Origin of the sequence: Rahnella sp. GSA61A, from assembly GCF_019969905.1 — a bacterium.
GTDB lineage: Bacteria > Pseudomonadota > Gammaproteobacteria > Enterobacterales > Enterobacteriaceae > Rahnella > Rahnella aceris.
In genome coordinates, this window is record NZ_JAHXYO010000001.1 from 160397 (window position 1) to 182648 (window position 22252).

The 22252-nt window shown below is 51.1% G+C and carries 25 protein-coding genes; 18 read left to right on the forward strand and 7 right to left on the reverse strand.

Annotated features, from left to right (window positions below):
- Positions 1 to 15 precede the first annotated feature (15 nt).
- A complete protein-coding gene (hrpB, locus tag LC431_RS00685; RefSeq protein ID WP_013576940.1) occupies positions 16 to 2460 on the reverse strand; it encodes an ATP-dependent helicase HrpB in 2445 nt (814 codons plus the stop codon).
- 96 nt (positions 2461 to 2556) lie between these two features.
- Here hrpB and thpR point away from each other — a divergent pair, with 96 nt between their 5' ends.
- The 6 genes from thpR (at position 2557) to folK (ending at position 7821) form a co-directional block, all read left to right on the forward strand.
- Complete coding sequence (gene thpR / locus LC431_RS00690; protein ID WP_223509136.1) at positions 2557 to 3099, forward strand: RNA 2',3'-cyclic phosphodiesterase; 543 nt, start codon at positions 2557 to 2559, stop codon at positions 3097 to 3099.
- 48 nt (positions 3100 to 3147) lie between these two features.
- A complete protein-coding gene (sfsA, locus tag LC431_RS00695) occupies positions 3148 to 3882 on the forward strand; it encodes a DNA/RNA nuclease SfsA (protein WP_013576942.1) in 735 nt (244 codons plus the stop codon).
- A gap of 230 nt (positions 3883 to 4112) precedes the next feature.
- Positions 4113 to 4568, forward strand: coding sequence for an RNA polymerase-binding protein DksA (gene dksA / locus LC431_RS00700; RefSeq protein ID WP_013576943.1), 456 nt, complete (start codon positions 4113 to 4115; stop codon positions 4566 to 4568).
- Between the two features lie 62 nt (positions 4569 to 4630).
- On the forward strand, positions 4631 to 5506 hold the full coding sequence (gluQRS, locus tag LC431_RS00705; protein WP_112197467.1) for a tRNA glutamyl-Q(34) synthetase GluQRS: 876 nt from the start codon (positions 4631 to 4633) through the stop codon (positions 5504 to 5506).
- Between the two features lie 513 nt (positions 5507 to 6019).
- Positions 6020 to 7345, forward strand: coding sequence for a polynucleotide adenylyltransferase PcnB (pcnB, locus tag LC431_RS00710; protein ID WP_037033568.1), 1326 nt, complete (start codon positions 6020 to 6022; stop codon positions 7343 to 7345).
- Positions 7342 to 7821: a 2-amino-4-hydroxy-6-hydroxymethyldihydropteridine diphosphokinase gene (gene folK, locus LC431_RS00715; RefSeq protein ID WP_013576946.1), complete on the forward strand. Its 480-nt coding sequence runs from the start codon at positions 7342 to 7344 to the stop codon at positions 7819 to 7821. The genes pcnB and folK overlap by 4 nt, the downstream gene beginning before the upstream one ends.
- A 5-nt stretch (positions 7822 to 7826) precedes the next feature.
- Here folK and qseC read toward each other — a convergent pair whose 3' ends face one another.
- Together qseC and qseB are read right to left on the reverse strand one after the other, a co-directional pair.
- Entirely contained in the window at positions 7827 to 9185 is a 1359-nt protein-coding gene (gene qseC, locus LC431_RS00720; RefSeq protein WP_173362117.1) for a quorum sensing histidine kinase QseC, read from the reverse strand.
- 23 nt (positions 9186 to 9208) lie between these two features.
- Positions 9209 to 9895, reverse strand: a complete 687-nt coding sequence (gene qseB, locus LC431_RS00725; protein ID WP_112150943.1) for a quorum sensing response regulator transcription factor QseB — start codon at positions 9893 to 9895, stop codon at positions 9209 to 9211.
- Between the two features lie 158 nt (positions 9896 to 10053).
- Here qseB and panB point away from each other — a divergent pair, with 158 nt between their 5' ends.
- The 3 genes from panB (at position 10054) to panD (ending at position 12206) form a co-directional block, all read left to right on the forward strand.
- Complete coding sequence (panB, locus tag LC431_RS00730) at positions 10054 to 10848, forward strand: 3-methyl-2-oxobutanoate hydroxymethyltransferase (RefSeq protein WP_013576949.1); 795 nt, start codon at positions 10054 to 10056, stop codon at positions 10846 to 10848.
- A 14-nt stretch (positions 10849 to 10862) separates the two neighbouring features.
- A complete protein-coding gene (panC, locus tag LC431_RS00735; RefSeq protein WP_112150944.1) occupies positions 10863 to 11717 on the forward strand; it encodes a pantoate--beta-alanine ligase in 855 nt (284 codons plus the stop codon).
- A gap of 108 nt (positions 11718 to 11825) precedes the next feature.
- Positions 11826 to 12206, forward strand: coding sequence for an aspartate 1-decarboxylase (gene panD, locus LC431_RS00740; protein WP_013576951.1), 381 nt, complete (start codon positions 11826 to 11828; stop codon positions 12204 to 12206).
- Positions 12207 to 12349: 143 nt separating this feature from the next.
- Here the strand turns inward: panD and LC431_RS00745 are convergent, their stop codons facing one another.
- Entirely contained in the window at positions 12350 to 13120 is a 771-nt protein-coding gene (locus tag LC431_RS00745; RefSeq protein WP_013576952.1) for an ABC transporter permease, read from the reverse strand.
- A complete protein-coding gene (locus tag LC431_RS00750) occupies positions 13120 to 14043 on the reverse strand; it encodes an ABC transporter ATP-binding protein (protein WP_013576953.1) in 924 nt (307 codons plus the stop codon). The genes LC431_RS00745 and LC431_RS00750 overlap by 1 nt, the downstream gene beginning before the upstream one ends.
- Before the next feature lie 135 nt (positions 14044 to 14178).
- On the opposite strand from LC431_RS00750, the gene can reads away from it, so the two are divergent.
- Positions 14179 to 14835 carry a carbonate dehydratase gene (gene can, locus LC431_RS00755; RefSeq protein ID WP_013576954.1) on the forward strand — a complete coding sequence of 219 codons (657 nt, stop codon included), beginning with the start codon at positions 14179 to 14181 and terminating at the stop codon, positions 14833 to 14835.
- Positions 14836 to 14983: 148 nt separating this feature from the next.
- On the opposite strand, the gene LC431_RS00760 is transcribed toward can, so the two are convergent.
- Complete coding sequence (locus LC431_RS00760; protein WP_223509137.1) at positions 14984 to 15991, reverse strand: tyrosine-type recombinase/integrase; 1008 nt, start codon at positions 15989 to 15991, stop codon at positions 14984 to 14986.
- Positions 15992 to 16066: 75 nt separating this feature from the next.
- Positions 16067 to 16366, reverse strand: a complete 300-nt coding sequence (locus LC431_RS00765; protein ID WP_015690410.1) for a helix-turn-helix transcriptional regulator — start codon at positions 16364 to 16366, stop codon at positions 16067 to 16069.
- A gap of 120 nt (positions 16367 to 16486) precedes the next feature.
- On the opposite strand from LC431_RS00765, the gene LC431_RS00770 reads away from it, so the two are divergent.
- The 8 genes from LC431_RS00770 (at position 16487) to LC431_RS00805 (ending at position 22130) form a co-directional block, all read left to right on the forward strand.
- Positions 16487 to 16759: a Cox family DNA-binding protein gene (locus tag LC431_RS00770; protein WP_015690411.1), complete on the forward strand. Its 273-nt coding sequence runs from the start codon at positions 16487 to 16489 to the stop codon at positions 16757 to 16759.
- Positions 16760 to 16769: 10 nt separating this feature from the next.
- Positions 16770 to 16934, forward strand: coding sequence for a phage filamentation protein Fil family protein (locus LC431_RS00775; protein ID WP_015690412.1), 165 nt, complete (start codon positions 16770 to 16772; stop codon positions 16932 to 16934).
- Between the two features lie 7 nt (positions 16935 to 16941).
- Positions 16942 to 17268 (forward strand): hypothetical protein, encoded by a 327-nt coding sequence (locus tag LC431_RS00780; RefSeq protein WP_223509138.1) that lies wholly within the window; start codon positions 16942 to 16944, stop codon positions 17266 to 17268.
- A gap of 66 nt (positions 17269 to 17334) precedes the next feature.
- Positions 17335 to 17517 carry a DUF2732 family protein gene (locus LC431_RS00785; RefSeq protein WP_015690414.1) on the forward strand — a complete coding sequence of 61 codons (183 nt, stop codon included), beginning with the start codon at positions 17335 to 17337 and terminating at the stop codon, positions 17515 to 17517.
- Positions 17517 to 17741: a TraR/DksA family transcriptional regulator gene (locus LC431_RS00790; RefSeq protein ID WP_015690415.1), complete on the forward strand. Its 225-nt coding sequence runs from the start codon at positions 17517 to 17519 to the stop codon at positions 17739 to 17741. The genes LC431_RS00785 and LC431_RS00790 overlap by 1 nt, the downstream gene beginning before the upstream one ends.
- Positions 17742 to 17820: 79 nt before the next feature.
- Positions 17821 to 19845, forward strand: coding sequence for a replication endonuclease (locus LC431_RS00795; protein WP_223509139.1), 2025 nt, complete (start codon positions 17821 to 17823; stop codon positions 19843 to 19845).
- 271 nt (positions 19846 to 20116) lie between these two features.
- Positions 20117 to 21370, forward strand: a complete 1254-nt coding sequence (locus tag LC431_RS00800) for an AAA family ATPase (protein ID WP_223509140.1) — start codon at positions 20117 to 20119, stop codon at positions 21368 to 21370.
- The gene (locus LC431_RS00805; protein ID WP_223509141.1) at positions 21363 to 22130 is read left to right on the forward strand and encodes an HNH endonuclease; all 768 of its coding nucleotides are present in this window, start codon (positions 21363 to 21365) and stop codon (positions 22128 to 22130) included. Before LC431_RS00800 ends, LC431_RS00805 begins: the two co-directional genes overlap by 8 nt.
- Positions 22131 to 22252 lie beyond the last annotated feature (122 nt).

A 22252-nucleotide genomic window follows, 5' to 3' on the forward strand; every position in this document is an offset into this window, starting at 1 on the left:
TCCATGCACATTTCATCAAGGCGCTGAAGACTTCTTGGTACGGCGCGTCGGCAATGCCTGCGCCGGATTGTCCGGCCACGGATGTTTCGGATAGCGCCCTTTCATTTCTTTCTGCACTTCACGATAAGAACCCTGCCAGAATGCCGCCAGATCGGCGGTGATCTGCAACGGCCTCTGTGCCGGTGACAGCAGTTCCAGCACCACAGCAACACGCCCTTCCGCCAGTTGCGGGCTACGCTGCTCGCCGAACATCTCCTGCATTCTCACCGAGAGCGCCGGTGGCTGGTCTGCATGATAACGGATTGGCAGACGACTGCCAGTCGGCACGGTGTAATGAGTCGGCAACGCGCTGTCCAGACGCTGACGCTGTTGCCAGTCAAGCAGCCTTAGCAAGGCATCATGTAAATCAACCTGCTGCAACGATTTCAGCGAACGAACACCCTGTAAAGAAGGCTGTAACCAGCGTTCCAGACCGTCGAGCAAAGCCTGATCGTCAACCGAAGGCCAGTCGGCTTCCGGCAACCATTTTGCGGCGCAAAGAAGCCGCACGCGCAATTGCTCCGCGGCGACCGACCAGTTCAGCGCCTGCAAACCCTGCGTGCGGATCCAGTCGATCAGCGCCTGTTGCAGCTCTCCGTCGTCCGGCTTTGCCAGCGGATTGGCTTTCAGCACCAGACGCCCGATCTGCCAGCGGCGCCAGGCGCGCAGCGTGCCTTTTTCTTCATCCCATTCTACCGCCGTCTGTTCTTTGACGACATCCGGCAGGCGCGACGGAAGTTGCGAAATATCCAGCGTGATCGCCAGCAAAATACGGGCATCCGGGCTGTTGTTGCCCTGTAATAACTGCGGCGCGACCAGCCACGGTGCGCGGGTTAATCCGTCATCCTGCGGCAAGGACGCCCCCAGTCCGTTCGCCAGCAGATAACGGCCATCTTCGCCGCGACGCTGGGCAATACGATCGCTGAACGCCCGCGCCAGTAACCACGGCGCGAGCGAAGCATCAGGCTCACCGCTTTTCGCGCCGGTACGCTGCGCCAGTTGTTTTGCCCGCCGCTGCCAGTTTCCCTGCGGACGGCTGAACCAGTAATCCATATCCGGTAATCCGCCGCGTGGCGGTTCTTCAAGCATTGCCGCCAGCAGCGCCGACGTTGCCAGCGCATCGGGACTTTGTGCTGTGGCAGAAATCAGCATCGCCGCCAGCCGCGGCTCACAGCCAAGCCGGGCCATGCGTTGTCCGGCAGTGGTGAGTTTACCCTGCGCATCGGTTGCGCCAAGCCGCTGTAAAAGATTTTTTGCGGCAGACAGCGAAGCGGGGGGCGGCATATCCAGCCACTGAAGTTGCGCCGGATCCTGACAGCCCCACTGCAACAACTCGAGCCAGAAACTGCTCAGGTCACTTTGCAGAATTTCGGCTTCCGCCTGAGCACTGGCGCGTTCCGCCTGCTCTTTGCTGAAAAGATGCCAGCACAAGCCCGGCTCCAGACGACCTGCACGGCCCGCACGTTGGGTCATCGACGCCTGGCTGATACGTTGTGTTACCAGCCGCGTCAGGCCGCTGCGCGGGTCAAACTGCGCGCTGCGCTCCAGACCACTGTCGACCACCAGACGGATACCTTCGATGGTCAGACTGGTTTCAGCAATATTCGTCGCCAGCACCACTTTGCGGCGTCCGGCCGGTGAGGGCTGAATGGCTTTTTGCTGTTGTTCCAGCGACAGCGCACCGTACAACGGGCAGAGATCGACGTCGTCCGTCAGTCTGCCGGTCAGCAAATTCTGTACACGGGTGATTTCCGCCACACCGGGTAAAAACAGCAGCATCGAGCCGTGATTTTCACTCATCAGACGGCTGACTACCCGCGCCACGCCTTCATCCAGCCGTTCGTGTGTCGCGAGAGAAAGATACTGCCTGTCGACCGGAAAACTGCGGCCTGCGGATTCAATCACTGGCGCATCCGGCAGTAAAGAAGACAGGCGCAGGTTGTCGAGCGTGGCCGACATAATCAGAATTTTTAAATCATCGCGCAGCGCATTCTGCACATCGAGCAACAATGCCAGCGCCAGATCGGCCTGCAAACTGCGCTCATGGAATTCATCGAGGATCACCATCGACACGCCGGTCAGTTCGGGATCAGCCTGTACCATGCGGGTCAGAATGCCTTCGGTCACCACTTCAAGACGGGTCGCCGCGCTGGTTTTGCTTTCTGCACGCATGCGATACCCCACTGTCTGCCCCGGCGTTTCATTCAGTTGCTGCGCCAGACGGAAAGCGACATTTTTCGCCGCCAGACGGCGCGGCTCAAGCAGCAGGATCTTACCCGACAGGTTGGCCTGTTTCAGCAACTGCAACGGCAGCCAGGTGGATTTACCGGCACCGGTTGGCGCAAGCAACAGCACCTGCTGAGCCTGTTGCAGTGCAGCTAAAAGCGGTTCGAGTACGGCGCTGACCGGCAAAGAAGACAATGAATGCTCCATGAGAGTTAACTTTAAACGGCGGGCATTGTAGCATTTAGCCCCACATCCGGCATGTTGCCGTGATTTGTCTTCACAGGAATCTCTATGTCTGCCGAACGCCGCCTGTTTTTCGCCTTATCGCTGCCCGCAAAAATGCAAAAGCAGGTGATTAAGTGGCGCGCGGACCACTTCCCGGCGGACACTGGCCGCCCCGTCACAGCCGCTAATCTGCATATTACGCTGGCGTTTCTCGGTGAAGTCAGCGCCCTCAAAGAGGCCGCGCTGACCCGCGTCGCCGGGCGCATTCAGGGACAGAAATTCAGCGTAGTACTGGATGATATTGGCCACTGGCCGGGCTCCGGCGTGGTATGGATTGGCACAAAACGCGCGCCCAATGCCTTGTTGCAACTGGCGTCCGTATTGCGATCTCACGCTGCGCGCAACGGTTGTCATCAGAGTACACTGCCGTTTCATCCGCATGTGTCGCTGTACCGCAATGCGACCCGTTCGGTCGCGGTTCCTCCGGCCACACCTGGCTGGCAACTGGACGCCACAGAATTCAGTTTGTACGAATCCCTGTTTGAGCGGGGGCGCACCCGTTATCACTGTCTGCAAACCTGGCCGCTGGGCGATACGCAGGCAACCTGATCTCTTTTAGCCCTCTTTTTAACAAGAACATTTCACACGGAAACTTTCATGCACTTCGAGCCTGCGCTTCAATCGGCTACGCTGATCAAACGTTACAAACGGTTTCTCGCTGACGTGATTACGCCGGACGGCACGGAACTGACCTTGCACTGCGCCAACACCGGCGCGATGACCGGTTGCGCGACTCCCGGCGACACCGTCTGGTATTCCACCTCGGACAATCTCAAACGTAAATATCCACACAGCTGGGAACTGACCGAAACCCAACAAAAACACTGGATTTGCGTCAATACGCTGCGGGCCAATCAACTGGTCCGTGAGGCAATCAATGAACAGCAAATACCGGAATTATCCGGTTACAGTAAATTAACAACAGAAGTAAAATACGGCGCCGAAAACAGCCGTATAGACTTGATGTTACAGGCAGAAAATCAACCGGACTGCTATATTGAAGTGAAGTCTGTCACGTTGCTGCAGGAGGGGTTGGGATTCTTCCCCGACGCAGTCACACTGCGCGGTCAGAAGCATTTACGCGAGTTACAGTCGATGGCAGAGCAGGGGCAGCGGGCGGTACTTTTCTTCGCTGTTTTACATTCAGGTATTGAAAGCGTATCCGCTGCACACCATATTGATCCGCGTTATACCGATTTACTGAAGTATGTCCAAAACAAGGGTGTCGAAGTGATGTGCTACAGTGCTGAACTTTCTGCTGAGGGTATGCGCCTCACAAAAAGGTTACCGCTGCTGGCAATATCAGCCAGTGAACATAAAGAGTTCGGATAACCCTGTAATAACCTGTCGGCGGCATAAAAAACAGGTCGCGAATACGCTTTTCCTCACAGGCTTGTCAAGCACCTGCGATGAATAATTGCCAACCTCGTTGCCTTCTGTTATTTATAGCGGCCTGATTTTTTCCCCCGTTGGGGATCGAAATGTTCGAAGCCTGTACGTTGCGGCTATGCCGGAACGGGAAAAGTGGATGAACATAGTGCGTGTTATGTAGGAGAAGCATCATGCAAGAAGGCCAAACCCGTAAGACGTCGTCCTTGAGCATTCTCGCTATCGCTGGGGTGCAGCCGTATCAAGAGAAGCCGGGCGAAGAGTATATGAACGACGCTCAGCTGGCTCACTTCAAAAAGATTCTTGAAGCATGGCGCAATCAGCTCAGGGATGAAGTCGATCGTACCGTTTCACACATGCAGGATGAAGCCGCAAACTTCCCTGATCCGGTAGACCGTGCCGCTCAGGAAGAAGAATTCAGCCTCGAACTGCGTAACCGTGACCGTGAACGTAAGCTGATCAAAAAGATTGAAAAAACACTGAAAAAAGTGGAAGACGAGGATTTCGGCTATTGCGATTCCTGTGGTGTTGAGATTGGCATCCGCCGTCTTGAAGCCCGTCCTACCGCTGATTTGTGTATCGACTGTAAGACTCTGGCAGAAATCCGCGAAAAGCAGATGGCTGGCTAAGTCCCCGGGTTCCACGCGGTGCGTCATGCACCGCGTTCCCTTTTAACGCTGTCCCCATTCGTATGCCGCAAGAACAACACTACACAGGCCGTTTCGCCCCCTCACCTTCCGGTGACCTTCATTTTGGTTCCCTGATCGCCGCTCTCGGCAGTTATCTGCACGCCCGCTCACAAAATGGCATCTGGTTAGTGCGCATTGACGATATCGATCCGCCGCGTGAAATCCCCGGTTCTGCTGACCGTATCCTGAGAACGCTGGAGCGTTACGGGCTGGAATGGGATGGCGATGTGCTCTGGCAGTCAAAACGTCACGGCGCTTACCGCGACGTGCTGGACTGGCTGTATCAGCAGCAAAAAAGTTATTACTGCACCTGTACCCGCCAGCGTATTGCGCAAATCGGTGGCACCTATGACGGCCACTGCCGCAGCCTGCAACTCAGCCCGAAAAATGCGGCCATACGTCTGCATCAGACGTTGCCGGTGTACGGTTTTGACGATGATTTTCAGGGGCATTTACAGGCCAGTCCTAAACTGGCCGAAGAAGATTTTATTATCCGTCGCCGCGACGGGCTGTTTGCCTATAATCTGGCAGTAGTGATCGATGACCATTTTCAGGGCGTGAATCACATTGTGCGCGGCGCGGATCTGATTGAACCGACCGTGCGCCAGATTTCGCTGTACCGGCATCTGAGTTATCCGCAGCCGGGATATCTGCATTTGCCACTGGCCGTCAATGAAGAAGGCAACAAGCTTTCCAAGCAGAATCACGCGCCGGCACTGCCCGCAGGCGATCCGCGACCGGTTATCATTAAGGCGCTGAAATTTTTAGGGCAAACGTTGCCGGAAAACTGGCAGGATTACACTTTGCCTTTATTATTACGCTGGGCGACAACGCACTGGACACCATCAGCGATACCACGTCAGAGCGCTAATGCGTAGCAGATGTGACTTCGGCATTCTCAAAGCGCCTGTCGTGAGCTATGATTAGCCGCTGTTTTTGCGTCACGTCAATTTTTTCAGTCACTATCGAGGTGTACCATTTTTACCCGAGTAGCCAATTTTTGCCGTAAGGTGCTAGTTCGTGAAGATAAAGTCGTTCGTGAAGAAAAGGCTGTTCATGACGAAGCCGCGCTTCATGGAGAACCTAATCGCGAGGAGAATTCCCGTCGTGATCCGTCTCCTGTGGCCGAAGGCAATGTGAAGGCAAACAATCCTGAACGTCGTGAAAATCGCGGCCGTCGGGAAGACAACGCGAACAGAGGCGAACGCCGCAATAACAACAGCCGCCGCTCTTCTTCATCTTATCCGCCGCGTGGTGAACGCAGCGATAACCGTGGTGATCGTAATAACGAGCCGCGCGCCGACCGCAACGTACAGCGCGCTCCGCGCCCTTCTGTCGAACATGTACAGAAACCGCGCCCCTCATTCGATTACGCCGGTGAAACCCGTGCGATGACCATTATTCCCCGCGATGAGCACAATATTTCTCGTCGTGATATCAGCGAAAACGCCCTGAAAGTCTTGTACCGCCTGAACAAGTCTGGCTTTGAAGCCTTCCTGGTCGGCGGCGGTGTGCGTGATTTGCTGCTGGATAAAAAACCAAAAGATTTCGACATCACCACCAACGCAACGCCGGATCAGGTACGCAAGCTGTTCCGTAACTGCCGTCTGGTTGGTCGTCGTTTTCGTCTGGCTCACGTGATGTTTGGGCCGGAAATCATCGAAGTGGCGACGTTCCGCGGTCACCATGAACAGCACGAAGAAACCGAAGATAAAAACGTATCCCAGCAGGCTGTGAACGGCATGCTGCTGCGCGACAACATTTTCGGCACCATTGAAGACGACGCCCAGCGCCGTGACTTCACCATTAACAGCCTGTATTACGGCGTCGCGGACTTCACCGTACGTGATTACACCGGTGGTCTGCGCGACCTGGAAAACGGCATCATCCGTCTGATCGGTGATCCTGAAACCCGTTATCGTGAAGATCCGGTGCGTATGCTGCGCGCAGTTCGTTTCGCAGCCAAACTGGACATGAAAATCAGCCCGGAAACGGCCGAACCGATCCCACGTCTGGCAACGCTGTTACAGGAAATCCCGCCAGCGCGTCTGTTCGAAGAATCCCTGAAGCTGTTGCAGGCCGGTTACGGTTACGAGACGTATAAAAAGCTTTGTGAATACCAGCTGTTCCAGCCGTTGTTTCCGCTGATTGCCCGCCAGTTTACTGAGCAAGGCGACAGCCCGATGGAACACATTCTGATTCAGGTGCTGAAAAATACCGACCACCGTCTGCATAACGATCAGCGCGTCAATCCGGCGTTCCTGTTCGCCGCTATGCTGTGGTATCCGGTGATCGAGCATGCACAGAAGCTGGCGCAGGAAGGCGGTCTGACCTATTACGACGCCTTCGCGCTGGCAATGAACGATGTGCTCGACGAGCAATGCCGTACGCTGGCCATTCCAAAACGTATTACCACGCTGGTACGTGATATCTGGGCGCTGCAACTGCGCCTGTCACGTCGTCAGGGCAAACGTGCGCACAAGCTGATGGAGCATCCTAAGTTCCGCGCGGCGTATGATTTACTGGTACTGCGCGCTGAAGTCGAACAGCACCGCGAATTGCAGAGTCTGGCGCAGTGGTGGGGCGAGTTCCAGGAAGCGACACCGGCATCGCAGAAAAGCATGCTCGGTACGTTGGGTGACGACGCTGTACCGGCACGCCGTGCACGTACCCGCCGTCCGCGTAAACGGGCGCCGCGCAAGGATGGCGGTCAATGATCCGCGTTTACCTGGCTCTGGGCAGTAATCTTGCCCGTCCGCTTGACCAGGTAAACTGTGCGCTGGAGGCGCTGGCACATTTGCCGCGCACCCGCTTTGTGGCCGCATCCCCGTTTTACCGCAGTAAACCGCTGGGGCCACAGGATCAACCTGATTATCTGAATGCTGTGGTGGCGCTCGATACGCTGCTGCCGCCGGAAGAGTTGCTCGATTGCACACAAGGGATCGAGCAAAATCAGGGACGCGTCCGCAAAGCCGAACGCTGGGGGCCGCGGACGTTAGATCTTGATATGCTGATTTATGGCGATCAGGTGATCAACACCGAGCGTTTAACGGTGCCGCATTACGACATGAAAAACCGCGAATTCATGCTGTATCCGCTGGCCGATCTGGCACCAGAACTGGTGTTCCCTGACGGCGAAACCTTGCAAACTCTGCTCGCCCGCGTGCCGCTTAACGGTCTGACCAAATGGTAAGTCGCTCAGCGACTTACCCGCACTTCCAACCCACCTTCTGCTCTATTTTGATAAACCACGTTCAGATGATGTAACTGCGCGATCCTTTGTACGATCGAAATCCCCAATCCGCTGCCCGTTTGTTCCTGTCCTGGTGGCCGGTAAAAACGCTCACCGAGCCTTGCCAGATGTTCATTGCTGATGCCCGGCCCCTGATCTTCAACCGTCATTCCCCACGGTTTCAGTCGCACCGTCACGCAGGTTCCGGCTGGCGAATAACGGATCGCGTTATCCAGCAGATTGCGCACCATCAGCGAAAGCAGCAGCGACTGACCACGCATTTCAGGCGGAACGCCCTGCTGTTCAAAACGTAATTCGATACCTTTGCCGTGCGCGCGGTAATCCTGTTCCGCCAGACTTTGAGTGACCAGCGAAGGCCAGTCGATACGTTCCAGCTCTTCAGGCGTGGAAAAACTTTCCAGCCGAGAAAGTGTCAGCAGTTGATCCACCAGCCGCGTAGCGCGATCGATACTGATCGTCAGATTTTCCAGCGCATGGTCGCGCATTTCAGCGTCATCGCCGGAAAGCTGTACGACTTCGGTTTGCACACGTAAAGCCGCCAGCGGACTGCGCAGCTCGTGAGCGGCATCAGACGTAAACCGCCGTTCACGCACCAGCATCTCACTCGTACGGTCAAACAGAGAATTGAGCGCATTTGCCAGCGGCAACACCTCGCCGGGTAACTGATGAGTCTCGATGGGCGCGGCATCTTCCGGCGAGCGCTGACGCAAGCCTTCCGCCACGCGGCGCAGCGGCCGCAATTCAAGCGTCACCATCACAATCAGCGCCAGTAACAAAATGGGCAACGAAGCTAGCCACGGCGTCAGCTGGCCACTCACCAGGCTCCAGGCCATATCATTGCGGTAATCCTGTTCCTGCCCGACCGCGACGCGATATTGTCCGTCCGGCGAAGTCAGCCAGACCATACGCCAGACATCGCTGTCCCCTCTCAGCTCAACATCGTTAAACCCCTGCGTGTCACCGTCAAAACGGATGCGTTTGCCGTTCTCGCCATCATTGAGCAGCATCTGCCCGTGACGATTGAAGATGGCAAACGTCAGCGCGTCGTCATCGGTATGGCCGCGTGAGCCCTTGCGGACCATTTTTTTAGTGTCCGGCAGCTCAGTGTCTTTTTGCAGATTGAGCCGGTCGCCTAAGCCGGTGGCAGCCAGACGTTTGGCGAACAGCATCTGCTGGGTATCGAAAACTTCGTTGATATGTTTGCGGGTCTGATGCCACGCCACACCGCTGGCAATCAGCCAGGTCAGCAGCGCCAGCAGGGAAAAAAGCAGGATAAGGCGCAGGCGCAGACTCAGATTGTTCAGCTTTTGCAGTTTCTTCAGCCGCCTCACGATTCCCCTCCTTCACCCGGTTTTATCTCATCCCCGAGCGTGTACCCCACGCCATGCACGGTGCGAATAAAGCCTTTGCCAAGTTTACTGCGCAGATGGTGAATATGGACTTCCACCGCGTTACTGCTGACCTCATCTTCCCAGCTGTAGAGCTTTTCCTGAATAAGCGTACGCGCCAGCACACGACCTTTGTTGCGAAGAAACAACTCCAGCACAGTCACTTCACGCGGGGTCAGCGTCACGGCTTCTCCGCTGAGCGTCACACTGCGGGCTGCGGGATCAAATTCCACTGCGCCATGGGTGACCTTCGGCGTTATCACGCCGTGGCGACGGCGGATCAGCGCCTGCAACCGTGCTGCGACTTCCACCAGCGCAAACGGCTTACACAGATAATCATCGGCACCGGCCTGCAACCCGCCGACGCGCTGCTCCAGCGCATCGCGCGCGGTGAGGATAAGCACTGGCGTATCCCGGCCAGCCTTTCGCCATTCACGCAAAAGCTGCATACCATCCATACCCGGCAGGCTTAAATCGAGGATCACGGCATCGTACGGCGCACTGTCAAGCGCGGCCTTGCCGGTCAGCCCGTCGGTAAACCAGTCGAGCGTAAAACCCAGTTTCGCCAGCCCGGCTTTGATGCCGTCGCCAATCATCTTGTCGTCTTCAATCAATAGAATTCGCATGGTTCCCTCCGTTTTTGCCATTATAGCCGAGGCTTCTTAATCACTTCTTAAGACACAGATCATCCTGCCCGTTATCAAACAAGCTGTCTGACTTTCGGCTCATACAGTAGAATACTGGCATCGTATTCATCCGATGAATTATTCAAAGGAACGTGTTCATGAAACCAACCACGCTGAGCCAGCTTCGCCAATGGAAGCAGGAAAAACATAAATTTGCGACCATTACCGCGTATGACGCCAGTTTTGCGCAGCTGTTTGCGGAACAAGGGATCAGCGTCATGCTGATTGGCGATTCTCTGGGCATGGTCGTTCAGGGTCAGGATTCCACCCTGCCAGTGACGGTAGAAGAAATTGCTTACCATACGCGTTGTGTGCGTCGCGGCGCACCTCACGCGTTATTGCTCGCTGACCTGCCGTTCATGAGTTACGCCACGCCGGAGCAGGCGTTTGAAAGCGCCGCCGTGCTGATGCGCGCGGGCGGCAATATGGTCAAACTCGAAGGCGGAAGCTGGCTGTGTGATACGGTCAGAATGCTGACCGAACGCGCAGTGCCGGTGTGTGGCCATCTGGGGCTGACGCCACAGTCGGTGAATATTTTCGGCGGCTACAAAGTTCAGGGTCGCGATGAAGTCGCCGCCAATCAGCTGATCAAAGATGCGATGATGCTCGAAGAAGCGGGTGCGCAACTGCTGGTGCTGGAATGTGTGCCGGTCGATCTGGCACGCCGCGTCACCGAAGAACTCAGTATTCCGGTTATCGGCATCGGCGCAGGCAATGTGACCGACGGCCAGATTCTGGTGATGCACGACGCATTCGGCATTACCGGCGGCCATACGCCAAAATTCGCCAAAGACTTCCTCAGCGAAGCGGGCGATATTCGTGGCGCGGTGCGTTTGTATGTTGATCAGGTCGCGCAAGGCGTGTATCCGGGTGAAGAACATTCCTTTAAATAATCGGGAGAAGGCTGGTGTTGATAATTGACAGCGTGGCGCTGCTGCGTCGCGAAATCCGGGATTTTCGTAAGAATAACAAACGTATCGCGCTGGTGCCGACCATGGGCAATCTGCACGAAGGCCATATGACGCTGGTGGAAGAAGCCAAAGCCCGCGGCGATGTGGTCGTGGTGAGTATTTTCGTCAACCCGATGCAGTTCGAGCGCCCGGATGACCTCGAGCGTTATCCGCGCACCTTGCAGGAAGACTGCGAGAAGCTGAACAAACGCGGCGTGGATCTGGTATTTGCACCGTCACCGGCAGAAGTCTATCCGAAAGGTCTGGCAACCCAAACACAGGTTGATGTGCCGGTGATTTCCACCATTCTGGAAGGCGCGAGCCGCCCGGGGCATTTCCGTGGCGTCTCCACCATCGTCAGCAAACTGTTCAATCTGGTGCAGCCGCAGGTGGCCTGTTTCGGGCAAAAAGACTTCCAGCAACTGGCGCTGCTGCGCACCATGGTGGAAGACATGGGCTACGATATTGAGATAGTGGGCGTGCCAATTGTGCGCGCTAAAGACGGTCTGGCACTGAGTTCACGCAACGGCTATCTGACTGCCGAGGAACGTAAACTCGCGCCCCAGCTTAACAAAATCATGAATGCGCTGGCTGAACGGCTGAGCCAGGGCGAGCGCCATGTCGATGAAATGTTGCAGGAAACCGCGCAGCAGCTTCGCGAAGCGGGTTTCACGCCGGACGAACTGTTTATCCGTGATGCGAAAACCTTGCAGGAGTTGTCCGTCGACAGCACATCTGCGGTGATCCTGATGGCGGCCTGGCTGGGCAAAGCCAGACTGATTGATAATCAGGAGGTTGATCTGACGCAGTAGACAGCGCAGGTCAAATCGGCAACTATGTTGGCCGCCGGAAAACATCAGTATTTGGCTATGTCAGACCGGCGGGTTCCCAGACTATTTACGCACGAAGGTACACACGCAATGGTACGTACAATGCTGCAAGGCAAACTGCACCGGGTTCACGTGACTCAGGCAGATTTGCATTACGAAGGCTCCTGCGCCATCGATCAGGACTTTCTCGATGCCTCAGGCATTCTGGAATACGAAGCAATTGATATTTATAACGTTGATAACGGTCAGCGTTTCTCGACATACGCCATCGCGGCAGAACGCGGTTCGCGTATTATTTCAGTCAACGGCGCGGCAGCGCGTTGTGCCTGTGTCGGCGATCTGCTGATCATCTGTTCTTACGTGCAGATGTCAGATGAACAAGCCCGCCAGCACAAACCGAAAGTGGCCTATTTCGAAGGTGAAAACCAACTGAAACGCACCGCCAAAGCCGTGCCTGTTCAGGTGGCTTGATAAAACGCCTTCCCCTGCGAAGGGGGAGGATGGGAGGGGGTTTTAAATACAAAGCAATGAGTTAAAGCACACTTTGAATTTAGTTTTTGACCTTGATACCCCACCCCAGCCCTCCCCTTCGCAGGGGAGGGAGCACAGAAAAATCAACTTCTCAGACCACGCCCGCGCTCGATCAAGTACCACGCCAGCCAATAAAACACCGCGATAAATGCCACCAGCACGCTCATGGTAAACACCAGCGGCACGTCTGAAATCCCCAGGAAACCGTAGCGGAAACCGCTGATCATGTAGACGATCGGGTTCAGCTTAGAGATCGCCTGCCAGATTGGCGGCAACAGGGAAAGCGAGTAAAACACGCCACCCAGATAAGTCAGCGGGGTCAGCACAAAGGTCGGGATCAGGCTGATATCGTCAAACGTTGTTGCAAACACGGCGTTCAGCAGACCGCCCAGCGAAAACAGGATTGCGGTCAGTAACAGTGTCAGCGCAATGATCCACCAGGAATGGATCACCAGCGGCACGAAGAACAACGAGATCGCCGTGACCAGGATCCCCACGCAGATCCCGCGCGCCACGCCGCCGCCGACATAACCGGCAATAACGACATGCGTCGGCACCGGAGCCACCAGCAGTTCTTCAATATTGCGCTGGAATTTGGCGCTGAAGAACGACGAGGCCACGTTGGCGTAGGAGTTAGTGATCACCGCCATCATGATAAGCCCCGGCACGATAAACTGCATGTAGGTGAAACCGTGCATGTTGCCAATCTGTGCGCCGATCAGATTACCAAAGATGATGAAATATAAGGTCATGGTGATGACCGGCGGAACCAGCGTTTGGATCCAGATGCGACCAAACCGGTTGATCTCTTTCAGCCAGATACTTTTGAGTGCCACCCAATACAATTGCGACATTATTTCTTTTCCTCGCTGCCGTTCACCAGCGTGACAAACAGCTCTTCCAGACGGTTCGCCTTGTTACGCATACTCAATACCTGCACGCCCTGCTTGCTCAGTTGGCTGAACAGGGAGTTCAGTCCCTGCTCGCGCATGACTTCCACTTCCAGCGTTGACGTATCCGTCAGCTTACTGCGATAACCTTCCAGCACCGGCAGCGGGCTTTTTGCCCCTAAATCCAGAATGAAAGTTTCAGATTTCAGCTTCGAGAGCAGTTCCTTCATGCTGGTGTTTTCCACCAACTGACCGCCCTGAATAATACCGATGTTACGGCACAGCATTTCCGCTTCTTCCAGATAGTGCGTGGTCAGAATGATGGTCGTGCCCTGTGCATTCAGCTCTTTCAGGAAACCCCACATTGAGCGACGTAATTCGATATCCACACCCGCCGTTGGCTCATCGAGGATCAGCAATTTTGGCTCGTGCATCAGCGCACGGGCGATCATCAGACGACGCTTCATCCCGCCGGACAGCATGCGCGAACGCTCGTTGCGTTTGCCCCAGAGATCCAACTGCGTCAGATATTTTTCAGCACGTTGCAATGCCAGCGGACGTGGCACGCCGTAATAACCGGCCTGATTAACCACCACCTGCATGACGGTTTCAAACGGGTTGAAGTTAAATTCCTGCGGCACCAGCCCGAGCTGACGTTTAGCGTTGACGATATCTTTATCGATGTCATAGCCAAACACCTGCACTTTGCCGGCGGTTTTGTTGACCAGTGAACTGATGATGCCAATGGTGGTGGATTTACCCGCACCGTTTGGCCCAAGCAGGGCATAAAAATCGCCAGCTTCGACGCGCAGATCGATTCCACGCAAAGCCTGTACACCACCGGCGTAAGTTTTGGTTAACTTTTCCAGTTCCAATGCATAATTCATAAAGGGAGCGTACCTTCTTGTGAAAACCCTGTTGTAAGAATGAGTAAACGGAGATGCCGAATCAGTTTGAAAAGTCGGGGCATTGCCCTATATTACTCCATCGCAGTCAGCTCGTAACACAGGCTATTAACATCAATGAATGACATAGAAAGACTCATCAGTAATAACGCAGCCTGGTCCAAAACCATGATTGATGAAGATCCTGGTTTCTTTGAGCGGCTTTCCCAATCTCAAAAACCCCGCTTTCTGTGGATTGGCTGTTCTGACAGCCGTGTTCCCGCCGAGCGCCTGACAGGGCTTGAGCCAGGCGAACTGTTCGTTCACCGTAACGTTGCCAACCTGGTCATCCACACCGACCTTAACTGCCTGTCCGTTGTGCAATATGCTATCGACGTGCTGGAAGTCGAACACGTGATTATCTGCGGTCACTACGGCTGTGGCGGTGTGCAGTCGGCGGTTGAAAACCCTGAACTGGGTTTGATTAATAACTGGTTGTTGCATATCCGGGACATCTGGTACAAACACAGTTCCCTGCTGGGCGAACTGTCGCCAGAGAAGCGCCTCGATAAGTTATGTGAACTGAACGTGGTTGAGCAAGTTTACAACCTCGGCCACTCCACCGTGATGCAATCGGCCTGGAAACGCGGCCAGAAAGTCACGCTGCACGGCTGGGTTTACGGCATTCTGGACGGACGTCTGCGCAACCTAGAAGTTGATGCCACCAGCCGCGAAACACTGGAACAGCGCTACCGTCAGGGCGTCTCCGCCTTGCTGAACGGCGACCCGCAATAACAAGCCGCCCTACTCTACAGAAATTCAAAAAACAAAAGGCACAAAAATGTGCCTTTTTTACCATTTATTTTTCCTGCACTTATAACGCGATCACTATAAATCAATGAGTTATAAATACTGTAAGCAGCTGTAAGACCTACAAAGATGCTTAGGTGTGGACACTATGTGGACACTCCAGCCCCGCTTTTCCCCTCAGTGGATTAAAGGAAATTGCGTCCTGCAGGAAGTCCGGAGCGAAGTGAGCATAGACCATTGTCTGGTTGATATTCGCGTGTCCGAGAATTCTTTGCAGGGTGATTATGTTCCCGCCGTTCATCATGAAATGTGTGGCAAACGTATGCCGCAGCACATGCAATGATTGCCCTTTCGGTAAGTCTGGCTTTAACGATTTCAATAGCAGCCGGAAGGTCAAATAATCGGCATCAGGAAAAAGTAATCCAGACTTCTGATTTTTGACTGCCTTACATACCTCGTCTGAGATCGGGACTGTTCTGGGTTTGCCGTTTTTGGTATTGAGAAAAGTCACTCGGTTATTAATGACATTCTCCACCTTCAAACTGCTTATTTCTCCCCAGCGACCTCCAGTGCTCAAGCTCAGGATCGCAATCCTCTTATTGTCCCCTTCCAAAACTGACAGCAACTTTTCAATTTCATCAGCAGACATAAAAGTCATGGATGATAGCTGCCCTTTTAGCAACGTTACCCCATGCAACGGATTTTCAGCGTGGAACAAACCGGCTTCGTTCAGGTAAGTAAACAGGCCACTCAGCAACATCAAATTGCGGTTTACCGTGGTTGCCTTAACGCCCTTCGCCAATCTTAAAGACTTAAATTTTGTAATAGCCAGGCTATCAATTTGGAAAGAACACGGGTCATCCATCAGGTTACAGATGAATTCCAGTTTGGCTTTATCGAGCTTGCCGTGTTTCACGTTCTGCCCGTGATAGAGCCACCATAGTTCTATCAACTCGGATAACGGCCGTTTGTCTGCCGGTTTAGATAGCCATTCTTTGTCGTGATAATTCACCGCTACATATTTTTCGTAGGCGGCTGCTTCATGTTTCTTGTCGAACCTACGCCGGAAGCGCTTTCCGTTGCGCCCCTGCGGTCTGATGTCCACTTCATAACGACCATCATCGAGCTTCTTAATCGACATATTGAAGCCCTCCGGAATCGTGGGTACTGCAAAGACTCTGTGATTCTATAAAACGTAAAAAATCGAAATGTAGCGTTAACCAGTCTTTTTGTCGGAGTGGGACGACGTTGTTTCGCCCTGCCCAAAGTGTGCGAGAACCGGCGCGATCTGTCCGGCTTCAGGAGAAATTTGATCAGTCATGAACCACATTGTGTATTTTGTGAACTTTGGGTGAGCCAAAATTTTCATAGTCACATCCGTCGGCGGGACGGATCTGCCACTCTCGTAGTAGGTCAAAGAGCTATATGGAACGCCTGTCAACTCAGCGAATTGCCTCCGGTTAATCCTCTCAGATTCCCTCATGAGCCCTATCTTCTCAGCTATTGAGCTTGACATGTTTTCAAGATCCTCTAATAATTAGATGTAAACGTTATTTTGATTCAACATAATCTAAACATCTGTAAGCGTCGCTAAGCGGCTATAAGCAGTTGTCGAGATCTCGAGAAAGGTTAGCAGATGAGCAAACAAATCGTAAGTGTGTCGGATGCCCTTCCCTACACAGAATTTGCCAAGGCAATCGGCAAAACACCTGTTGCTGTTAAGTCGATGATCGAGGCGGGAAAGCTGCCCATTATTGAAATGCGCAACCCAGAGAATCCAACCGCACGCGGTGAGACTTGGGTATACCTGCCTGCCTGGAACGCAGGTATGAAGTTAGCGTTTGAAAAACGCCCAAGAGAGATCCGCGACGGCTGGCTGATGTGGTTGGGCTTGGGCGAGCCACGTTAAGGAGGGGAAAATGGTTATCTCAATTGCACCACTACTGAAAAGACAAAGCCCTTCCCGCAGTTTTGGACACGGCTGGATTGAACTACCAGGTGGCAAACGATGGAATCCAGCTAAACCGCAAATGTGTTCAACCGTTTCGAGCCGGAAGCCCTTCTACAAACGCTTATTTGGTTGAGGTGTCTATGCAATCGCAAACATTGAGCTATTCGGAAAGTATCCCGAAGGAAAAAAGAGAGGCCTGTTTTCAGCATATTATCGGGATCCGAAAAATGCTGACCAGCCAGAAAAATATTGCGCAGGAAACGTTTGATGAAAGTACGCCGACCATGCGCAAATTGATCTGCTTTCATGCTGGGTTGAAGAGTCGCCATATTAATATGCGTTTCTTTGAATTGGCACACAGTGAAAGAATAAAGGTCATTGAAGCACTTAACTCACTCATTGAGTTTGGCAACGCGCTTCCGGCCTTTATTAGTGAAACCGACTCAGTTCTCAACATAGAACATTAATACATCTGAAATTTAATTGGCGTTCAACCCGCCGGGCATTCTTTTGCCTAAAAACAGGATTGGATAATGGAAGAAATGATAAATGAAGCTCGTTCTGACGAACGTTTAAATCGTGCAGCCGTATTCGCTGCACGTCTTGAGGCTATCGCATGTTTCATCGTCAAGCAGGCAATGACCGGCACTGAAGCCGCCGAAGCTTTACGCGTTGAGGCTACCCGCATCCAAAACGAAGCGGGAGAATTTCATTAATGGCTGATGTTATTGACGCTGCCCAAGAACGAGCGGACCTGATCTTAGAGTCACAAATTCAAGCTGCCCGCATAAGCACTACGGGCGTTTCCTCCATGTATTGCCTCGACTGTGACCGCCCTATTCCTGAAGAACGCCGCTCAGCTCTGCCTGGCGTTGAGCTATGTATCTATTGCAAGGAAATCAGTGAGCTAAACGCTAAGCATTACCGAGACAGTAAATGATTTTGTTCTCGATGGCATTGCTCATTCTGGCTGGCATCAATGCTGGCTATCTGATCATTGATATCAAAGACGGTTTGTAATGCAGAACAATCGCTTTACTTCTCAGACTGAAACGCCCGATGTTTGGGCGTTCCCCTGGAATAAACCCCTCGCCCCAATCGTCCCCCAAGAAAGGCCGAGACCGCTTACCCGTGATGAATACGATCAGGGGCAAGCTGTTTTAATCAAAGTAAAAACCCTCTCGAAAGACCTGCAAGAAATTTTCACTGGCCGCCATAAGTACCTGCTCAAAACTCAGGGCATCCACGCGGCTAATAATTATCTGGTTTATACCCTTGGGCGCAGCATCCTGCCGCGTGTCGATGCAGTTAATAAAGCCCATGCAATGAATATCAATGCTTCCATGAAATTCATCTCCGAGGCCGATGTTTATCACCAGTTACCAGGCATGAGCGACAAACCGCTACGTCGTTTCACACAGAATATTGCAGGACAATTGAAGGCCATTTATGAAGACCGTTGCGATCAGCTTTTGGCTGAACATGGTGGAGATTACGCGGTACTTCTTCAGTCTGATACGCAGTGCGCTCTGTATCGTGATATTGCAGGAATGTCTCGTGCCTTCAACGTCAGCCCTATGTATTGGACAAAATTCACTAAAGGCAAGCTTGATGCAACGTCTGCCATTGCTGGCATTTCTCGGCTGGTAAATCCTGACTGGTGGTTAAGTCAGTTGAAAGGTCAGCGTACCCGATGGCGTGAGTCATTGCTGATCGCAATCGGCAAGGTTAACCGTGACGCATCTCCGTATGCCAGTAAGCAGGCTATTCGTGAAGTTCGTTCCCGCCGACTGTCGAATCTGGACTATCTAAAAAGCCGCGACCTGGAGAATGTCGAAACCGGCGAGCGTATCAGTTTGATCGATAAGGTCATGGCGAGTATTTCAAACCCTGAAATCCGCCGCATGGAGCTGATGAGCACTATCGCCGGCACCGAAAAATATGCTGCCGCGAATGGTGACGTCGGGATGTTTCTGACCATCACCACGCCTTCTAAATTTCACCCGACCCGCATGATCGGTAAAGGTGATAACAAGCGCGTTCAGCGAAATCATTCCTGGGACAAAGAGGCCTATACGCCTAAAGATGCACAACGTTATCTTTGCGGGATCTGGAGCAAAATGCGCACCGCGTTCAAAGACAGTGGCCTGTCCGTTTATGGTATGCGTGTAGTTGAGCCTCACCACGACGCGACTCCGCACTGGCACATGATGTTATTCACCAAGCCTGCCATGCGTAAGTCGGTGATCGATATCATGCGCAAATACGCCATGAAAGAAGACGGTGACGAGCGCGGCGCAGCAAAGAACCGCTTTGACTGTAAGCACCTGAACCGAGGCGGTGCTGCTGGCTACATCGCTAAATACATCGCGAAGAATATCGACGGTTACGCACTGGAAGGCGAACGCGACCACGAGACCGGCGAGCTTCTGACAGATTCCGCTGCTGCTGTTACTGCCTGGGCTGCAACATGGCGTATCCCTCAATTCCATCCCATCGGCCTGCCTACTATGGGTTCATACCGTGAGTGCCGCCGCATCCGTTCCATCAGTCTGACTGAAACCTTTGACGAAGAAGTGGAAGCCGTTCGCGCTGCTGCTGATGCCGGTGACTTTATGGCGTACATAACTGCCCAGGGCGGCGCTAATGTACCGCGTGACGATCAGACGGTGCGCGTAGCACGTCGCGTTGCCAATGAGCTGAACGCCTACGATGAAGAAGTGAAAAAAGTTGTGGGCATTTTCGCGCCCCACCTCGGCGAATCACATGTATATGAAACGCGCACCACTGAATGGCGCATCGTTGCTTCTGCCGTTGATTCTGAGGTTTTGACCGCAAAAAGCGCCTCCGGCGCGCCTCGGAGTCCTGTCAATAACTGTGGGTTAGGTGGAAATGAATATTACAAAATTGTCGGCCATATCAATGCCCAAAGAACTCCCATACCATTAACGTTTAACCTCAGTCCCTGTATCATAAAAAAAGTATGTACAGCCACTGAGAGTGAAAACTTGGACGCAATGAAAATAAATATTTATAAATCATAATGTTATAGGTAAAAAGATAATCAAAGGTAAATTAAATTGATGTGATCAAATTGGCGATCATCCTAAAGATACATAAGAAATGAACTTATCATTTAAGCACTAACTCATTAATTTTAAATATTAAATGTTATGAAGTGATGTAAGGGAAGTAAAAAGACTGAGGTGTAACCACGATAAATTGACTTAAGAGAAGCCGGAGAGCATTACAAGATGTGACAATTATGAATACACCTGATACGCTTTAGGTAACTAAACCTAGTATTTTCAAAATATGAAACCAATATCGATATCTAAAGAAAATTTGCTACACGCATTTGACAAGCAAAATAACACCTATTGTGTTATTACAGGTAAGAATGGTGACGGTAAAAGTAGGCTTCTTTCGAGTTTTGCACGTGCGGGATTTAAAAGTGACCGCTGGCAGTCAGTCATTGCTGTCGCAACTACACCGTTTGATTCATTTCCAAAAAAAATCCCTGATAGTAAATTTAAAAGTATATATAAATACATAGGAGTTCAAGGATATAGTACTAACAGCTCAGCTAAACAGTTAATAGAAACAGCAACAATGAGCTTATTTACGGACCGAAACGAAGGAAGCCTAATTAGATTGGACTCGGTTTTGGATTTTTTAAACTTCGATCCTTTCTTCGAACTAATTTTTAAAATATCACCAAACTTAGTCTTTGATGATATAAATAAAACTTATTACCTCAATGACCCGAAAAATGAAATATATTTCAATGATGAAAAATTGACTTTCACGGGAAAGAAATCATATAGTTTGCTTAAGGAACTATATTATTTTTTTAGAAGCTTAACGGATAAAAATGGCTTAGTAAAGATAACATACAATTTGTATAACAATACATTTTCACATAAAGATATTCTATTGCCTGATAGTATCATTAGTACAATTTATAAAGTAAATCAGTCAGAAGCATTTACAATTATGGATTTACGACTGAAAAAGAAAACTGAAAACGAAGCTTTTTCATTGCGAAGGGCTAGTTCTGGTGAACAATGTGTATTGTTATCTATGATTGGCATTGCGAGTACAATAACAGATGACGCACTGGTTCTTATTGATGAGCCAGAAATAAGTCTACACCCATATTGGCAAGAACAGTATATAGGTTTATTAAATAAGTTATTCGGTTCTTTCAATGGATGTGCTTTTTTTATTGCCACACACTCTCCTCTAATAGTATCAAAATTGAACAACAAAAATAGTTATATTTATGATATAAAAAGCGAACTATTGACGCCAGCATTTTACTTTAACAATAAATCATCCGATTATCAGCTTGCCAAAGTCTTTGAGTTACCAGGAGACAAAAATGAATACCTTACAAGAATATTAATTAGTTTCCTTATAAGGAAAACAACGCTTGCTGATATTGAGCCACATAAAATAAATGAAGTTAAGTCTGTTCTAAAATTAAAAAACAAAATAAGTATAAATGACCCTGTTTTTAGATTAATTGAATTAGTTGAACTTGCTATAGGAGTAGATCATGAGTGAAACTAGGGATAAGATAGACACTCCTGTTGTATATCATGACCACTTGCAGGATTACTATATTTCATATTGTAATGATCCCTCTAAACACGACGGAAAAAAATGGGAAGACAAGGACGATGAAATACTAGTAGAAATAAAAGAACATATAAAAAAATTTTATTATACGGCACAATTTCATACTTGCGTCTATTGCAAGCAAGAAATTGTTGTTAAGAATTTATCTACTTGGGATGCGGAACATATTTTCCCTAAAGATAAATACCCACAATTTTTGTTGGAGCCAAAAAACTTATGCTTAGCCTGTAAAGATTGTAATAGGGCCAAGTGGAATCAAGAAATATTACTAGAAGATTGCGGGAGCACTTACCCCAATAATGGTAATTCTACAAAAATCATACATCCTCACTTTGATGATTATAAGCTTCACATCAATATTCTTAAAGCAGGGAGTCTATATCATGCCAAGACAAAAAAAGGCGCTGATACTATTTCCACTTGTGGATTATTTAGATTTTTAGGTGACACTTCATATAGTGACGTTTCGACTGATCTTATCGAAAAAGTAATCGAGACAAGTGAAGCTGTATTAGAATCAAATGATTCTTCATTACAACTTGCACTAATAGAAACGGCCATTAAAGATCTTGAAACAGTAAAAGACCACGTAGTAAAAAAAATAATCGCAGCAAATCCTGGCTTAAATAAAAACTTATCCAAGCCCAGAAAAAAAACAAAACCAAAATTAATTGAAGGTAATTAGAATAGCGATAATTTCAAATGATTGCCACCAAATCCTAAACGTCAAAAATAGGATGAAAAATGCCGTTATTATGAAGTGAATTGAATTTAAAATAATCACCTAAAAATACTAAAATTCAATCA

Bases quoted from the DNA above. Each gene is read 5' to 3' on its own strand.
- thpR (WP_223509136.1), top strand. From the start codon at position 2,557: ATGTCTGCCGAACGCCGCCTGTTTTTCGCCTTATCGCTGCCCGCAAAA.
- sfsA (WP_013576942.1), top strand. From the start codon at position 3,148: ATGCACTTCGAGCCTGCGCTTCAATCGGCTACGCTGATCAAACGTTAC.
- dksA (WP_013576943.1), top strand. From the start codon at position 4,113: ATGCAAGAAGGCCAAACCCGTAAGACGTCGTCCTTGAGCATTCTCGCT.
- gluQRS (WP_112197467.1), top strand. From the start codon at position 4,631: ATGCCGCAAGAACAACACTACACAGGCCGTTTCGCCCCCTCACCTTCC.
- pcnB (WP_037033568.1), top strand. From the start codon at position 6,020: ATGACCATTATTCCCCGCGATGAGCACAATATTTCTCGTCGTGATATC.
- folK (WP_013576946.1), top strand. From the start codon at position 7,342: ATGATCCGCGTTTACCTGGCTCTGGGCAGTAATCTTGCCCGTCCGCTT.
- qseB (WP_112150943.1), bottom strand. From the start codon at position 9,895: ATGCGAATTCTATTGATTGAAGACGACAAGATGATTGGCGACGGCATC.
- panB (WP_013576949.1), top strand. From the start codon at position 10,054: ATGAAACCAACCACGCTGAGCCAGCTTCGCCAATGGAAGCAGGAAAAA.
- panD (WP_013576951.1), top strand. From the start codon at position 11,826: ATGGTACGTACAATGCTGCAAGGCAAACTGCACCGGGTTCACGTGACT.
- LC431_RS00745 (WP_013576952.1), bottom strand. From the start codon at position 13,120: ATGTCGCAATTGTATTGGGTGGCACTCAAAAGTATCTGGCTGAAAGAG.
- LC431_RS00750 (WP_013576953.1), bottom strand. From the start codon at position 14,043: ATGAATTATGCATTGGAACTGGAAAAGTTAACCAAAACTTACGCCGGT.
- can (WP_013576954.1), top strand. From the start codon at position 14,179: ATGAATGACATAGAAAGACTCATCAGTAATAACGCAGCCTGGTCCAAA.
- LC431_RS00760 (WP_223509137.1), bottom strand. From the start codon at position 15,991: ATGTCGATTAAGAAGCTCGATGATGGTCGTTATGAAGTGGACATCAGA.
- LC431_RS00765 (WP_015690410.1), bottom strand. From the start codon at position 16,366: ATGTCAAGCTCAATAGCTGAGAAGATAGGGCTCATGAGGGAATCTGAG.
- LC431_RS00770 (WP_015690411.1), top strand. From the start codon at position 16,487: ATGAGCAAACAAATCGTAAGTGTGTCGGATGCCCTTCCCTACACAGAA.
- LC431_RS00775 (WP_015690412.1), top strand. From the start codon at position 16,770: ATGGTTATCTCAATTGCACCACTACTGAAAAGACAAAGCCCTTCCCGC.
- LC431_RS00780 (WP_223509138.1), top strand. From the start codon at position 16,942: ATGCAATCGCAAACATTGAGCTATTCGGAAAGTATCCCGAAGGAAAAA.
- LC431_RS00785 (WP_015690414.1), top strand. From the start codon at position 17,335: ATGGAAGAAATGATAAATGAAGCTCGTTCTGACGAACGTTTAAATCGT.
- LC431_RS00790 (WP_015690415.1), top strand. From the start codon at position 17,517: ATGGCTGATGTTATTGACGCTGCCCAAGAACGAGCGGACCTGATCTTA.
- LC431_RS00795 (WP_223509139.1), top strand. From the start codon at position 17,821: ATGCAGAACAATCGCTTTACTTCTCAGACTGAAACGCCCGATGTTTGG.
- LC431_RS00800 (WP_223509140.1), top strand. From the start codon at position 20,117: ATGAAACCAATATCGATATCTAAAGAAAATTTGCTACACGCATTTGAC.
- LC431_RS00805 (WP_223509141.1), top strand. From the start codon at position 21,363: ATGAGTGAAACTAGGGATAAGATAGACACTCCTGTTGTATATCATGAC.